The sequence below is a fragment of the Acinetobacter sp. ESBL14 genome, from assembly GCF_036668815.1.
GTDB classification, from domain to species: domain Bacteria; phylum Pseudomonadota; class Gammaproteobacteria; order Pseudomonadales; family Moraxellaceae; genus Acinetobacter; species Acinetobacter gyllenbergii.
The window spans coordinates 142,848-158,317 of the sequence record NZ_JAZEVS010000003.1 but is presented as its reverse complement, the minus strand read 5'-3'; the positions used below and the strand labels follow the sequence as shown (position 1 = coordinate 158,317).

Here is a 15,470-nt window from a genome sequence, read left to right as displayed (position 1 = left end):
AAGGATGTCTGACGACATCCTTTTCCTATTGATTCAATCAATCAATTAAATACTAAGTAGACTGTTCAATGTTTCTGCTACATTTTTCGATTTTACTTTAGGTTGCAATGCTTTAAGGGCTTGTTGTACCTGACTACGTTGTGGTTCAGCCAAAGTGTACCAACGTGATAACACTTGTAATAAACGCGAACCTAAGATTGGGTTTTTCTCATCCAGATAAGCAGCCAACCCAATGAAATGATCGACACCAAAGCTCCACGTATTGACTGGATTTGCCGCCAAACCACCACTTACGGCACGGATACGGTTCGGTGTACCTAGATCATAATCCGTATGTTTGGTCAGATATTCAATGGTTTCCGCTGTCGCACATGGATTCGATGCTTGGATGCTAAACCACTGATCTAAAGACAAGGCTTCATCTTTAAAACGGTTATAGAAATCTGCGAGTGCAGCCTGTGCTTGCGGTGCATCATTCCAGACTAGAACTCGTAATGCCCCTAAACGTTCAGACATATTGCCTGTTTGTTGATATTGCGCATAAGCCAAATCAAACACGGACTCATCGCCTTGGCGCGCCAACATATTCAGAGTGATATTCTTTAATGAACGTACGCCCATCGCCAAAGAAAACTCTTTTTGCTGGTCTGGATCTAAGGCCAAATAAGTCTCTTTCCAGAATGAACCTAAATCACGTGCTAAACGATCCAGCACAGCTTCACGCTTTTCACGAATCAGTTCAGGCTCATAGTCTTGATCAATACGACTGCCTAAATAGTTTTCACTTGGTACATCAAATAAACGCGATGCCAATAACGGATCTTTATTCACTAAGTCTGGCAAGGTATTTTTAATTGCCTGAATATAGGTATCCACCTTATGGTCTTCTAAAAGAATACGTTCCAATAAGGTTTGTGTCGCTTGCCATTGGTTAAAGCCATTGGTTTCGTGCTGAATCAAGAAGGCAAGATCATCATTAGAATAATCAAAGACTAAATTCACAGGTGCCGAGAAATTACGTAATAACGAAGCTACAGGTTGCTCAGTCACCCCTGTAAATTCAATTGTTACTTCATCTTGATCAAATAAATACACGCCATCTTTGACCTCATTCACAAACAGATCAGTGCTGTGCAAGGTATATTGTTCACCTGTATTGGCATTAAATAATGCCAGAGCCACCGGAATTGGCACTGCTTTGAGATTTGGATATTTTGGATGTGCTTTCAAGCTTTGTTTGAAGCTTAAACGATAGGTCTGTGCAGCAGCATCATATTCACCTTTAGCTTCTAACTTTGGCGTACCGGGTTGGTTATACCACGTCAGGAAGTTAGATAGATCAACACCTGAACCTGCGCTCAATGCCGCAACCCAATCTTCAACTGTAACCGCTTGCCCATCATGACGCAGGAAATATTCATCTGTGCCTTGACGGTATTTTTCTTTACCTAATAGAGTTGCCATCATGCGGTTGATTTCAGCACCCTTCTCATACACTGTCGCGGTATAGAAGTTGTTGATTTCAACAAAATGGTCTGGACGAGGCGGATGCGATAAGGGGCCCGCATCTTCTGGGAATTGATGCGATTTCAATACCGCTACATCATCAATCCGTTGTACGGCTGCTGATTGTAAATCCTCAGAGAAAGACTGATCCCGGAAAACCGTTAAACCTTCTTTTAAACACAATTGGAACCAGTCACGACAGGTAATTCGGTTGCCTGTCCAGTTATGAAAATATTCATGTGCAATGACTGACTGAACTCGCATAATCGCAGCATCAGTGGTGTATTCTTCATCAGCAAGTACACAAGACGTATTAAAGATATTTAAACCTTTATTTTCCATCGCACCCATGTTGAACTGACTGACGGCGACAATCATATAGTTATCGAGATCATACGGGCGACCATAGTGTTCTTCGTCCCAACGCATTGAGTGCTTTAGAGCCTCCATCGCGATATGACATTTCGGAATATCTTTTTCAATTGCATAAATTTCTAAGGCAACATCACGACCTTCCGACGTGGTGTAACGATCCTTCAATACCGCCAAATCACCAATCACACAGGCAAATAAATAGCTTGGCTTTTTGGTTGGGTCTTGCCAAATTGCAAAATGACGGCCTTCCCCAGCCTCTCCAGTTTCCAATAAATTGCCGTTTGCAAGCAGTACTGGATATTTCTTATCCGCTTCTACACGTGTGGTAAATTCGGCCAATACATCAGGACGGTCAGGATAAAAAGTAATTTTACGGAAACCTTCAGGTTCATTTTGAGTGACAAATAAATCACCTGCCTTGTATAAACCTTCTAATTGCGTATTCGATTCAGGATGAATGATCACTTGAGTTTGTAGAATGACCTGATCTGGTGCATCAGCGATCAGCAATTGTTCACTATCTAACAGATATTGCTCTGCACTCAGGAGTTGCCCATTGAGTTGGATCGATTTTAATTCCAGATCACGCCCCAAAAGCACCAAAGCACCAGTCGTTTGGCGTTTCATCACCAGCGTAGAATCAACAAGCGTATGATCATCATAAACTTGGATGTCCAGATTGATCGATTCAACCAAGAAAGAAGGCTTTTGATAGTCTTTTAAATAAATGGTTTGATCTGCTTGTACTGGAGGTTGCGCCGCAATATTCATCAGTATTCCTTATCTTTCATCATGTCGGATGGTCTTGTTGGCAAGACTCTTGATGAGTCGATCATACGCCAACTTACAAAAGCTGTCTTTAGGGTCACACACCCGTTTTAAGAATTTTATTGGGTTTAGTTTTCAGGTTTTCAAATTTATTGAGCAAATCACATGCCGTTTAGACAAAATTACAACATCGTTTTCCATTCTTAAATAAATGCTACACAACCAAATGGGTTTTATCACTCAACTTACATTTTTTTCCTGCGTTTTACATTTTGTGCACGGTTATTGCTTAACCTAATATGCCAATGTAGGTCATACAATAAAACACATGAGGGTAAAGACGATGGAATTAAAAGCACACCTATATCGTTTAGAAAATATCAAGGCGATCCACGATCTTGCTAAAGCTGGCGTGGATCATCATGTAATTTCCGTTTTTTTAACAGCAGAGGGAATTGAACTGACAACTTTAGAAGTGACCAATATCGTGAACACCTATGACGCACTTGGTAAAGAAAAGCTACCGAGTAAAAAAGTACAAGCGCTTATTGCAGCTAAAAAAATCGGTCAGGAGGACGAAAACTTACCATGCCCTGTTTAATCACTTACTTTAACCATAAAAAAACCTCGAAGCCAATTCGAGGTTTTTTTATAAATATCTAATTATGGTGTTGCGTTATCAGTACGTAGCCAAACGACCGTACGTCCCAGTGCTGAAACGCCCATATAACCACGCATACGTAAACGTTTGCCTTCTCCAGTCACCACACCTTTACCTTTATAGATACGGCCTGAAGTCGGTTCCAAAACCCGACCATCAATATATGAATCAGGTTTGTTTGGGTCTTCTTTAAAGCCTGATAAAATCTCTAAGCCTAAAATCGGTTTATTGGTATTCGGTGCTGCACATTTGGTGCAATTGGTAAGGGCAATGCCATGTGAGTTTGGATAACGATAAACAATCTTCCCATGATAACGGCCGTCATTTCCTTTACGGATTTCTACGATTGAGAGTTGTTCACCTGTACGTTCTTCGATGCTTTTCCAGTAGCCTTCAATCGAAGCAGCGAAAGTTGTTGCGCTTGCACAAGCAAGAGTGAGCCCCATGATTCCGTTCATGAGCATACGATTTAGCATATTAACCCCGTCTTAAAAAAGTAACCTATTCATCTTTATAGGTTTAATGCACGGAAATTATCACACTTTTACCCAAGTTACACTGTACGCTAGCGTTCATTTGTATAAGAAATAACTGATCTAATGGCTCAATCTGACACCTATATATGCATTCTTTAGTACAAATAAAAAAAGCCTAAACGGGTCGTTTAGGCTGACTAACAAGCAGTTTATAGCGTTAAGGATTCGCACTATCAGTACGAATCCAGACTTGGGTACGACCAAGAGCTGAAATTCCCATATAACCACGCATACGTAAGCGCTTTCCATCTGCACTCAGTTGTGCTTTACCTTTATAAATATTGCCCGTTTTAGGCTCAAGTACCCGACCATCAATATATTGATTTGGATTCTTCGGATCTTCTTTCAATCCCCACGCAATTTGTAATCCCTGAATCGGCTTATTTTTAAAAGGTTCTGGACATTTCACACAATGCGTCAAGACATTGCCCCCGCCTGGAACAGGATAGCGATACACAATCGTTCCCGTATAAGTATTATCTGGTTTTTTCTTAATTTCTACGATTGAAAGTTGCTCGCCGGTACGATCATCAATACTTTTCCAAAATCCTTCAGGTGTAGAAGCAAAACCGAATGTCGCGAATACAGTCAAAGAAATGCCCATGATTCCTTTCATGAGTGTGTGTTTTTGCATAATAAGCTCCGTAATGCAAAATAAATCCGTCTATCACTTCATTTTTATGCAAATGTACAGAAACAGTCAACATGACCAAAGGATATTTAATTGTTTAAAATCAAACAAAATTTTAAATAATTCACACAATTAAAAATAAATGTTTAAGGATTGGCACTGTCGGTTCGAATCCAGACGACGGTACGACCTAAAGCAGAAATTCCAACATAGCCTCGCATATGTAATCGTTTAGCATCCGCGGTTAAACGCGCTTTGCCTTTGTACACCTTGCCTGTTTTGCTTTCAATGATGCGTCCATTAATGAAATTATTCGGCTTTTGGGGATCTTCAACCAAATCCGTTAACACATCTAAACCCATGCGAGGTTTCCCTGTATACGGTGCTGGGCAGTTCATACAGTGTGTGACCACAACCCCCTGTGCATTGGGATAAATATAGACAATTTTGCCACGATAAGTATTGTCAGGCGCTTTTCTAATTTCAATGATGGTGAGCTGTTCTCCAGTTCGATCATCAATGCTGCGCCAATACCCTTCAATTAGGCTTGCATAGGTTAAAATACTGCTCAAACAAGCCATTAGGCCGAGCATACATTGCATCCATATCTGGTTATTTATGTTTTCCCCTCTGCTTTTGCTTTGTTCAATTGATTTGACGTTATGATTCTCATTGGCGCAGGAATTTAGCATAGTTTAAAAAACTACAAAGCTATAGGCTTATCTTTTATATAAAATTCAGTAGATTAGGTCTCATTTTAGTCATAATTTTTATCTATCTATAAACTTTGCATCACTCTACTGATACAGCATGTATAATCCCCTATTTAATGGTCATAGGTTTAATCTCAATGGATTTACAGATTCTACAAAAACAGTTAGATGAAAGTAGCCATTGCCCGCTGTGCCACGCTTCAATGTTCTGGGTCGAGGCAGAACAATACAGCCAAGAATTTCAATTTCACGAATGCAGCCATTGCCAGCACCGCGTTTTTAGAAGTGACAGCAAACTAAATTGTCACTGTGCTCAGTGTACGGCGCAACGAAAAAAACAAACCCAGCAGACCATTTTACAAGAACAACGTAAATACAAAGTCAAAGATGAAGTGATTTACAGCCTGAATCAACTGAGCTTTTTGCATAAACTATTCTTGCTTAGCCTGCTGGACAGCTATGCGCGGGAAGATGTACAACATGATGAGTTGATTCATTGGCAGAATATTAAATATCGAGAATTTACACCCAACTATTTATTTCAGAATCATTTAGTTCAAGAGTTATTGAAATTAGGGATACTTAAATCACAAGATACAGGCTTAGAAACGGAGCATTATTATCTCAATGTCCGTTTGGATGGTTACTCAGATCCAAGCTTGTTTAGTGTGGCCCAACAATTACGCCATTGGTTTTATGAAAATCTAAGCCAAGGAATTCCGTTTAAAAGTACAGACGAAGTCAAAGACGCATTGTATCTGGTGCTCTATCAGGAAATTGTGCAGTTCATGCAGTTCTATTGTCGAACTTGGGGTATCCAAATTGCAGGTAATCGACCCTTCCAAGCTTTTTGCTACCGTTTAATGGAAGGTTTGGCTGTGGGGCAGATTTTTTACCTGATCCAAACCGCTTTAGAATATCTGCATAAGCAGAACGCATTGCAGCCAAAAAATGATAAATTTATCAACACTAGCTTGCTCAAAAAGACTTTAGAACAATATCGTGAACGCGCTTTGACCGAACGTTGGGAAACAACGACATTACCAAGACCTTACATGATTCCATTTAGCAAAATGAGTGAAATCCTGCTGTTTAAATTTTTAGGTTATGACGAGAGTATTTTTATTCAGCCGGTCTGGAAGTCTTGGCGAAAAATAGAACCGCGTTTAAGTTTTTACTCAGTTAAACGTTGCATGTATTGCGGTTCAAATGACTTAATCGTGGATTATGATGCCACAGATTATGTGTCATTAATTTGTCGTCAATGCAAGCATCAAGATCATTATTTCACCCGTTAATAAAGACTTTATTCAGGATATGTCATGTCACACAAACAACAATTGATTGATCAAGTCATTGATGCTTGGCGCGCCTTACAACAACAAACACCTTTAGTGCAATGTATGACCAATAGTGTTGCCAATAATTATGTGGCAAATATTTTACTTGCAGCAGGTGCCTCACCTGCCATGATTGATAATCCCTTCGAAGCCGAAGATTTTACTAAAATCAGTGCTGCCTTGAGTATTAATATTGGAACACCAACCAGCGAACAAACCGAAGCGATGTTAATTTCGGCTCAAGCTGCGCAACAACATCAGGTGCCGTGGGTACTTGATCCAGTTGGTTATGGGGCAGTGTTAAAGTGGCGCAGTGAGACAGTTGATCAATTGTTAAGGTTCCAGCCGAGTATCATTCGTGGTAATGCCTCTGAGATCAGTACTTTAGCAGGCAGCCAGATTCAGTCTAAAGGCGTGGATAGCACTTTAAATAGTCATGAGGTTTATGCACAGGCGAAAAGCCTGTTACAACATACAGAATGTATTGCGATTTCAGGTGAATCAGACTTCATTATCTCGAAACAGCTTGATGCTGTGATTCAAGTCAATGGTGGTTGTTTTTTACAACCTAAAATTACCGCAACAGGTTGCGCCTTAGGTGCATTAACTGCAGCCTATCATGCTGTCAGCAGTCCAACCATTGCTGCACTTGCCTCACATATTCATTTTGCCATTGCAGGAAAATTGGCCTATGACCATGCACAAACGGTGGGCAGTTTTAATGTGGCCTTTTTGGACTATGTGCATATGTTAGATGACAATTTAATCCAGCAATATGTCGACATTAAAATCGTTTAGGTCACTTATCAATCAATAAAAGACTTTCCTGCTTGAGTATTATACCTTACTTAGCGATGCTAAAAACGCAACCTTCAGTTGCGTTTTATCGATCCAATTTTAACTGAACCCATTAACTAACGCCCTAACAATGGACTAAATTGAGCTTTTTTCGCTGAGTAACATTTCCGATCTATTCAAAGCTGTTGCGATCAATCTGATATTGTTTAAAGTACAACAAACGTTCGGCCTCACTCAAACTTTCATCATATTGAATAATTAAATAAATATCTTTCTTGGTTAAGGGTACAGATTTTAATAGGTCTGCCAATTCAGTCACTCTAATCGCTGCGACTTCACTGGGCTGCTTGAGAATATCTGCATCTTGTTCAATAAACTTAAAATCAACGCCTTGTAAATTGAAATACACCATAACTCTTCTATTCAATGCGTCACTATCATCATATAACACGGTCCCTGCAGGTAAAATGGTGTAGTCTGAATAGTTATCAAAACTTGATGCGATGCTTAAAGGTCTTTCCAAAACATGAATTTTAGGTGTCGCAAGGTATTTCCATAAATACAAAATGACGAGAAATTGAATCAACGTTAAAAGAATTAATAAAGTAATCGCTATATTTTTTTTCATAAATCATCTTCTATGCTCAGCTTAGAGCATCAACATCTCGCCTTGAAAATAAAGTATTTAATCATGGCTTACATTGATCAAGATTTAGCATGATCATCAGTTCAACAATATCGGCCTGTGCTTTAGGCTCTCTTTTCTTTTTGAAATGATAGTCCTTCCAAACGCTCTCCCAATTCTGGTCAATAAAGTTCACCATGCATGCTTTATATGGAACGGGTGTAAGTGTTTCGACCTGCTCTAAAAACCTGTGCTTATACGACATCTTGGCTTGAGAACAACCCAATATAAAAAGCATTACAATCAAAATAAGACTTCGATTTCTCATGTTTTCTCAAATCACGATGCATCTTCTTGCTATACTTTAAGCTACGGATTTCATTCATAACAGGCCTTAAAAGTAATTTTAATCAATGTTCATGGATTTGTTTTTGATTAAACGCTTAGGCCATCACTTTATCATAATGTTTTGGATTGAGTCGAAGCATCAATACCGCAACAATCACGACCATCGTTAAATGCCAGATCCATCCTGCAGCATAAGTCCCTGTCATATCATGTAATACCGCTACCCACCAAGGTGCAATTGCAGCCAATAAAAATCCACCACCTTGCATTAAGGCTGAAAGTTGTCCCGCATGTGCAGGATCAGGTAAATGGTCAAGCACCACAATCATCAACAAAGCAAAGCATCCCCCTAAACCTGCTCCTACGGTGATTGCCCAGTGATAAGGCAAAGCATCTGCCCAAAAAGCCAAGCCTGTGAAGCCAATCAGTTGCAAAATTAAAGTTAATCCTACCCAGATTCGACGATCTCGCTGTTTTCGAGATAAATAAGGTAACAGCAATGCTGCCCCTGCTTGACTCAGTGTCAACACAGCCATCAGATTTCCACTGGCCGTTGCGGCCCAACCATGTGCTTGAAAAGCAGGTGCAAGCCAAGCCACAATCGAACTATAGCCGCCATTGATTAAACCAAAACAGCAGATCAGCAACCATGTTCTTGGCTGCTTGAACAACCGCATCACCGAAGGCATTTGTTTATGCTGCTGTGCTGTCTGAGTCAAAACACACGTTGCAAAGATCAAAGCCAGTAATGCAGGCAATACAAAAACAGCCAGCCCGATTTTCCAGTCACCACTGCTGTTTGTCGCTACTGGGGCAAGCAATGCCCCAAGCGCTCCCCCCCCCATTAACGTGGCTGAATAAAGCCCCATCATCGGACTCAAATGTTCATGGAACTCTCTTTTAATCAGACTTGGGAAAGCTGCTTGGATCATAGCAACGCCAAAACCAATCACGGCAGCGGTGAAGATTAAAGCCCAGCCATGTACAGTAAAAAAGCGTAAACCGCAGCCCACGCAAATCATGACCAATGCGCCAACAATCGCGCGACGTTCACCAAACAGGTTTTGCAGAACTGGACCAACGAAGGCGATCAGTCCCATCAATAACATTGGTACCAGGGTTAATAGCGCAATCCCTTGCAGACTCAAACCCGTAGTCGCACGAATCTGATTGGCAACAGGTCCGACACTGGTCATAAATGGCCGAAGATTTAATCCAACCAAAGCAACGGTGATGATCAACAATGATCGATGTTTGATCGCACTCATGGTTTTAACCGTATATCAATCATGAGATAGACTTCCAATAGCCATACAAATTTGGCTTGGCTTCGATTCTTATGGGAACATAACCAATCATCATAGACTGCTCTGCAAAAGGTTTTGCTAAATCCGCATAAATTGCTGCTGTCGATAAGCCATATGCCTCAGCATCATCATTTGAATGTGCATAAATCACACGATTAATTCCCGCCATGCGCATGGCTGCCAAACACATGGGGCAAGGCTGCCCACTGGCGAATACAACACAACCATCCAAATTAGCTGTTCCTAATCGTTGGCTTGCCGCGCGTATCGCCAAGAGTTCTGCGTGTGCTGTTGGATCATTGCTTTTCAGTATTTCATTTACACCTGATGCAATCACTTGGCCATCTTTCACTAAGACTGCAGCAAAGGGTCGCCCACCTTGCTCGCAATTTTGATACGCCAGTTCAATCGCCTGACGCAGAAAATCATGATCCTGCTGCATTTTAACGCTCCAATAACGTTGCTTTTGCGCCTGCACGCAATAAAGCTTTTTCGATAGTGCTATAACCACGTGCATGGGCATGCTCAAGCGCTGTAATCCCATCAGCATCAGGAATGTTGACGTTAGCACCAGCAGCAATCAACACATCAACAATCTGCTGATAGGGTTGACTGCCATTACCTAAAATGATCGCTTCCAATAAAGCGGTCCAGCCCAAGTTATTGATGTGATCGACATCAACACCTGCCTCAATTAAAGTACGTACGGTATCGACATGACCTCGTTCAGCCGCAGGAATCAAGGCTGTGCCTCCATAGCGATTGGTACTTTTTAAATCGGCTCCATGCTGTAAGGTCAGCTTTAATATTTTTAAATAGCCACGTGCCCCTGCATAAAGATAAGGGCTGTCCTGAATTTGATCTTTGGCATTGACATCCGCACCTGCATTAATCAAGGCTTGTGCGGCATCGAGATTATTGGCACGTGTTGCAAGCATTAAAGCGGTCGAACCTGACGCATCACGTGCATCAATCTGAATATTTTGAGCGAGCAATTGCTGGATTTGTGCCACATTATTCTGTGCAGCCGCCGTATGTAAGGCCTCTTCTTGCATAGCATCTCCCGAAGTTGCGTGGCTACATGCAGTCAATGCAATTGCAAATACAACAGACAAAAATGATTTGTGCATAGAACCCTCCATGGATCAGCCTTGTTTGACAGGTGAGAAATAGAATCTGTGTTTAGCATAATCAGCTTTATTGCTATTTAAAAATTAAATTATTTAATGAAATGCATTAAGATTATGAATACAAAGTTCAATCTCATTTCAAACTTCGGTTTTCTGAGTATTTCGATATGTTTGATCCACGTTTACTCCGCGCCTTTGTCAGTATCTTTGACGCAGGCAGCTTTACCTTAGCTGCCGAGCGCTTGCATATGACCCAATCCACAATCAGCCAACAACTCGCTAGATTGGAAGAGTCTGTGGGTAAGAGCTTGATTGACCGTAATTCGCGCCCCTTACAACTGACCAATTCAGGTGAATATCTGATTAGCTATGCACGGCGGATTTTGGCCTTGCAACACGAAGCACTAACCGTTTTGGGTGATCCTTCAGGTACGATTCCCATTCGGATTGGTTTACCAGAAGATATTATGAATACAGATATGGCTTTGGCTTTAAGTGCTTTTAGCAAACAACACCGTACTGTTCGATTGGATGTGACGGCTGGACTCAGCCGTGATTTGATGGAACGTTATCGCAATGCACAACTTGATATTGTGATTGTTAAAGAAACAGCGGCCAGTTCAGACCATCATGCCAGTTTCCCCGAAGAAATGGCTTGGTTTGAAAGTATCGATCATGGCGGGGATTGGTCTGATCCACTACCCTTGGTGACCTTCCCACAAGGTGGGCTCTATCGTGATGAAATGTTTGAACGAATTGAACGCGAGCGCCTACATGGCTATATCGCCTTTACCAGCAATAGTTTAGCCAGCGTATTGGTCGGGGTTGAAACAGGTCTCGGTTTATCACTTTTGCCCGTTGCCACCACCACAGGTCATCGGGTACGGGAATATTTACCTTTGGGTAAGGCACAAGCCATGACCGTTTCCATCTATGCGTGGGATAAAGAAGGACTGGTCGCAATTCTATTGCAGCAGATGACCACGGTGCTGCAACATCGCTTTGAACAAAGCAAAGCCGAATGATTAAACAGAAATACCCGCTCAATCTTGCAATCAACCGTCTTTAAGTGCCAAGTCATATGCTGCATGTGCCAAAAATATATGCCATGGCACAACAAGTTAAATTCCATCCTCTACTGTCAAGACTATGCCTATAGCGCTGATTACTATCAATTGAAATAGACATCTTTGATAAGTAGGTCAGCATGGCAAAACAGACAGAAAAACGATACAGCCAGTATTGTCGTAATAACCTGATTTTTAATGTGATTGATTCGGGGCCAATCGATGGTAAACCTGTCATTCTATTACATGGTTTTCCTGAAACCGCACACAGTTGGCAAGCCACCAGTACCATTCTCAATCAGCAGAACTTTCGAACCTTTGCCATTGAACAACGTGGCTACAGCTTAGCAGCCTCTCCCAAGGGTCGTTTTCAGTATGCAATTGCGGAACTGGTTGCTGATGTCAAAACTTTCATCGATTTATTAGGGCAACCCGTCTATGTGATAGGTCATGATTGGGGTTCAATTGTGGCCTGTGAATTGGCCCAACAATATCCCAATCTAGTCAAACATTTGACTTTGGTTTCAGTACCACATACAGGTGCGTTTTTAAAATCCATGCTCAGCAGTACGCAAATTTTCACCTCCTACTATATTGGCTTTTTTCAACTCCCCTTTATACCTGAACTGCTGTTTAAAAGAGCCAAATCACTAAGCCAGTTATTGCTGAAAAATTCAGGGATGAATACGGAACAAATCAGAGATTTTCAGCAGCATTTCATTGAAGAAAACCGTATCGGCACAGCCATTAACTGGTATCGCAGTATGCCTTTGGCGCCTATTGGCTCCAGCTTTAAAAAGGTAAAAGTGCCCACTTTATTTATCTGGGGCAATAAAGATATTGCGGTTGGCAAAAAAAGTGCACAGCTGAATAAACAGTTTTTTACTGGTCAATATCAAGAAATCTATCTAGATGCCACGCATTGGATTCCAGCCCAGAATGCCGAGCAACTCAGCCATTATTTTATCAATGCCGTGAATGAGGGAGAACACCATGCATCCTAAACAACGACTGGAAAATCATTATCTTGAGCAACGCCGTGTGCAATTCGATTTTAGCCATACGCCCGAGCATTGGATCTATGACAATCCTTTTGCCACTCATTTAATTAATGCCGTTCATTTAATTTTACCTGTGGGTGAACTTTGGATGTGCCGTTCTTTTAATGAAGCCTTGCCTTATGTCCGCGATGAAAAGCTACGTGCCGATGTAAAAGGTTTTGTCCATCAAGAAGCGCACCATGCCTCCGCGCATAAAGTCGCTCAAGACTATTTACGCCACTATGATTATGAGATTGATGAATTTCTTCTCTCTCTAGACAGCATGTTTAAACAAATCAATACAGCACCATTTGGCTTAACCCTTTCCAAAAATCTAGAATATCGTTGGCTAACCATTCGCGTGGGTATTGCTGCTGCGGTTGAGCACTTTACCACCATGTTAGGCACGTGGTGTCTCGATGACCAACCATGGCAAAATAAAACTGCTGATGAAATGATGGCGGATTTAATGACTTGGCATCTGGCTGAAGAAGTTGAACACCGCAGCGTGGCGTTCGATCTATATATGCATTTATGCGGCGAACATAACAAAGCCTTTGCCTATCTGCAACGCCAAACGATTATGTTGGCTATTGCTCCACTATTCACCTTTGCCATTTATCATTGCTTTAAAAAACTAGCGCAACAAGACCAACGTGCAGATCCTTATCAAAACTACGGACTCATTCGGGCATTAAGGCACACAGCGATTGAAAACGCCCGCAGCAAACAAGTACCCAGTTTTTTCGCGATGATTTCTAGCTTAAGACATTGGGTTAAACCCAGCTATCACCCATTTTATGAAGGTGATACCAACAAAGCCTTACAGGTGTTAAACCACTCTCCTGCTGTGAAAGCCTTAACCAAACTTCGCGCTAGTTAATATCTAAAATCTTCCTCTTTTAGGCACATGATGTGCCTTTTTTTTTATTTTCGAGAAAAACAGACATAAAAAAGCCTTATTCATATAAGGCTTTTAATTAAGGTTTTAGCGATAAAAGCGATAACTATAGCTATCGAATTCTGTCATATCTTTTTTCATGTACTGCATCGTCCACGGATAATTCGCAACATTCACTTGCTGAGCATCTAAATAATAACTGGCACAGCCACCTTGATTAAACACAGTTCCATTCAACTTATTTTGCAGTTTTTGATTATATTGATCATCCGCAAAAGTAGAGATTTCAAAACTGCTTAAGTGATTGTCCAAGACAAACCGTATGGCTTTGACTGCATAATCAATCTGGTTTTCAGCTGCACTAATTAAGGAGTTATAACTAATACTATTGGGACCAAGCAACATAAAGGCATTGGGTAGATCTTTCACCACACAGCCTTTATAGGCCTGTACTGTATTTTTTTGCCAGACATCATCTAGCAACACACCTGTTTTGGTCACAATCCGTTTGGCAATCGGCGGTTTTGCCACCTCAAAACCAGTACTCCACACAATGATGTCCAAAGGAATTTCTTGACCATCTACCAGAATACCTTTTGCAGTGATTTCCTTTACGCCTTGATCGATCAGCTCCACATTTTGGGCAGCGAGTGCAGGATAATAGGTATTTGAAAATAAAATCCGCTTACATCCCAAAGTAAATTTTGGTCTGACTTTCTCTCGTAACGCTGGATCTTGAATCTGATAGTGCATCCAGTGAATCAGCCCCTTACCTAAAGCCTCCAAGGTTTTTGGTTGATTGACACTGGAACTGAACATATCCATAGACACGCTGGTCAATTTGCGTAGAGAGTGCATGGTAAAGGGCACTTTTTGCTGAACGTTTTTAGATGCATCATGCAGCACCAGATTCGGTTTCGGAATCACCCATGGCGCAGTGCGTTGAAACACATAAAGCTGTTTCACAATCGGTTGAATCGCAGGAATAATCTGTATCGCCGATGCCCCCGTTCCAATCACGGCGACACGTTTATGGCTTAAATCAACCGCATGATTCCATTGCGCGGAATGGAAGACCTCACCTTTAAAACGATTTAACCCTTTTACAGTCGGCATTGTCGGCTCACTCAACGGACCAACCGCAAAAAAGACAAAGCGTGCCTGATAGATGCCTTGATTGGTCTCAATTTGCCAACACTGTTGCTCATGCGACCATGAGGCTTGCTGTAATTCGGTATTAAACAGAATATGCTGATCCAGCTTAAAGCGCTTGCTGACATCTTGAATATACTGCTGGATCTCTTTTTGTTTCGCGAAAATATGACTCCAGTTTGGATTCGGTGCGAATGAATAGGAATAAATCGAAGATGGCACATCACACTCGCAACCTGGATAGGTATTTTCCCGCCAAACACCACCCACTTCATGTGATTTTTCGACCAGAATAAAGTTATTGATATTTTGCTGTTTCAGTTTAATCCCAGCGGCAATTCCAGAAAAACCAGCCCCGATAATCACTACATCAAATTGATGATTATTTACTACCACATCCTGCTTTAAATCTGACATTTTCCACTCCAAAATATAAAATCTTGTCAGTTCAACCCATTCATAAATCAACAATTTTATAAACAGACCTATCTGTGGAAAATAATTTGATTGTCCAATAAAGACTTGACCGTCAATGCCAGATTAAAATAATCAAAGTCAAATGAATGAACTAC

General features: G+C 41.2%; 15 protein-coding genes. 6 read left to right on the top strand and 9 right to left on the bottom strand.

The window, feature by feature from the left end; all coding sequences use genetic code 11:
• Positions 1 to 45: 45 nt before the first annotated feature.
• Positions 46 to 2,652: an aminopeptidase N gene (gene pepN / locus V6E90_RS11735; protein ID WP_332605416.1), complete on the bottom strand. Its 2,607-nt coding sequence runs from the start codon at positions 2,650 to 2,652 to the stop codon at positions 46 to 48.
• A 340-nt stretch (positions 2,653 to 2,992) separates the two neighbouring features.
• Between pepN and V6E90_RS11730 the strand changes: the two genes are divergently transcribed.
• Complete coding sequence (locus V6E90_RS11730; protein ID WP_004652954.1) at positions 2,993 to 3,250, top strand: hypothetical protein; 258 nt, start codon at positions 2,993 to 2,995, stop codon at positions 3,248 to 3,250.
• A gap of 62 nt (positions 3,251 to 3,312) precedes the next feature.
• Here V6E90_RS11730 and V6E90_RS11725 read toward each other — a convergent pair whose 3' ends face one another.
• From V6E90_RS11725 to V6E90_RS11715, 3 genes are all read right to left on the bottom strand, one after another.
• Entirely contained in the window at positions 3,313 to 3,786 is a 474-nt protein-coding gene (locus tag V6E90_RS11725; protein ID WP_004808015.1) for a DUF2147 domain-containing protein, read from the bottom strand.
• A gap of 217 nt (positions 3,787 to 4,003) precedes the next feature.
• The gene (locus V6E90_RS11720; RefSeq protein ID WP_016541098.1) at positions 4,004 to 4,480 is read right to left on the bottom strand and encodes a DUF2147 domain-containing protein; all 477 of its coding nucleotides are present in this window, start codon (positions 4,478 to 4,480) and stop codon (positions 4,004 to 4,006) included.
• Between the two features lie 143 nt (positions 4,481 to 4,623).
• Entirely contained in the window at positions 4,624 to 5,097 is a 474-nt protein-coding gene (locus V6E90_RS11715; RefSeq protein WP_332605587.1) for a DUF2147 domain-containing protein, read from the bottom strand.
• 230 nt (positions 5,098 to 5,327) lie between these two features.
• Here V6E90_RS11715 and V6E90_RS11710 point away from each other — a divergent pair, with 230 nt between their 5' ends.
• Both V6E90_RS11710 and thiM read left to right on the top strand, forming a co-directional pair.
• A complete protein-coding gene (locus V6E90_RS11710; protein WP_065342842.1) occupies positions 5,328 to 6,488 on the top strand; it encodes a hypothetical protein in 1,161 nt (386 codons plus the stop codon).
• Positions 6,489 to 6,512: 24 nt separating this feature from the next.
• The gene (thiM, locus tag V6E90_RS11705; protein WP_332605415.1) at positions 6,513 to 7,328 is read left to right on the top strand and encodes a hydroxyethylthiazole kinase; all 816 of its coding nucleotides are present in this window, start codon (positions 6,513 to 6,515) and stop codon (positions 7,326 to 7,328) included.
• 172 nt (positions 7,329 to 7,500) lie between these two features.
• On the opposite strand, the gene V6E90_RS11700 is transcribed toward thiM, so the two are convergent.
• The 4 genes from V6E90_RS11700 to V6E90_RS11685 all read right to left on the bottom strand — a co-directional run bounded on the left by V6E90_RS11700 (position 7,501) and on the right by V6E90_RS11685 (position 10,738).
• The gene (locus tag V6E90_RS11700) at positions 7,501 to 7,956 is read right to left on the bottom strand and encodes a hypothetical protein (RefSeq protein WP_332605414.1); all 456 of its coding nucleotides are present in this window, start codon (positions 7,954 to 7,956) and stop codon (positions 7,501 to 7,503) included.
• A gap of 440 nt (positions 7,957 to 8,396) precedes the next feature.
• Positions 8,397 to 9,569 (bottom strand): cyanate transporter, encoded by a 1,173-nt coding sequence (locus tag V6E90_RS11695; protein ID WP_332605413.1) that lies wholly within the window; start codon positions 9,567 to 9,569, stop codon positions 8,397 to 8,399.
• A gap of 19 nt (positions 9,570 to 9,588) precedes the next feature.
• Positions 9,589 to 10,050, bottom strand: coding sequence for a nucleoside deaminase (locus V6E90_RS11690; protein WP_023270032.1), 462 nt, complete (start codon positions 10,048 to 10,050; stop codon positions 9,589 to 9,591).
• A 1-nt stretch (position 10,051) separates the two neighbouring features.
• A complete protein-coding gene (locus V6E90_RS11685) occupies positions 10,052 to 10,738 on the bottom strand; it encodes an ankyrin repeat domain-containing protein (RefSeq protein ID WP_023270033.1) in 687 nt (228 codons plus the stop codon).
• A gap of 167 nt (positions 10,739 to 10,905) precedes the next feature.
• Here V6E90_RS11685 and V6E90_RS11680 point away from each other — a divergent pair, with 167 nt between their 5' ends.
• From V6E90_RS11680 to V6E90_RS11670, 3 genes are all read left to right on the top strand, one after another.
• Complete coding sequence (locus tag V6E90_RS11680; RefSeq protein ID WP_065342847.1) at positions 10,906 to 11,763, top strand: LysR family transcriptional regulator; 858 nt, start codon at positions 10,906 to 10,908, stop codon at positions 11,761 to 11,763.
• A 182-nt stretch (positions 11,764 to 11,945) separates the two neighbouring features.
• Complete coding sequence (locus tag V6E90_RS11675) at positions 11,946 to 12,809, top strand: alpha/beta fold hydrolase (RefSeq protein ID WP_332605412.1); 864 nt, start codon at positions 11,946 to 11,948, stop codon at positions 12,807 to 12,809.
• Positions 12,799 to 13,728, top strand: coding sequence for a metal-dependent hydrolase (locus tag V6E90_RS11670; protein ID WP_332605411.1), 930 nt, complete (start codon positions 12,799 to 12,801; stop codon positions 13,726 to 13,728). The genes V6E90_RS11675 and V6E90_RS11670 overlap by 11 nt, the downstream gene beginning before the upstream one ends.
• Positions 13,729 to 13,833: 105 nt before the next feature.
• Here V6E90_RS11670 and V6E90_RS11665 read toward each other — a convergent pair whose 3' ends face one another.
• Positions 13,834 to 15,315: a flavin-containing monooxygenase gene (locus tag V6E90_RS11665; protein ID WP_332605410.1), complete on the bottom strand. Its 1,482-nt coding sequence runs from the start codon at positions 15,313 to 15,315 to the stop codon at positions 13,834 to 13,836.
• Positions 15,316 to 15,470: the final 155 nt, after the last annotated feature.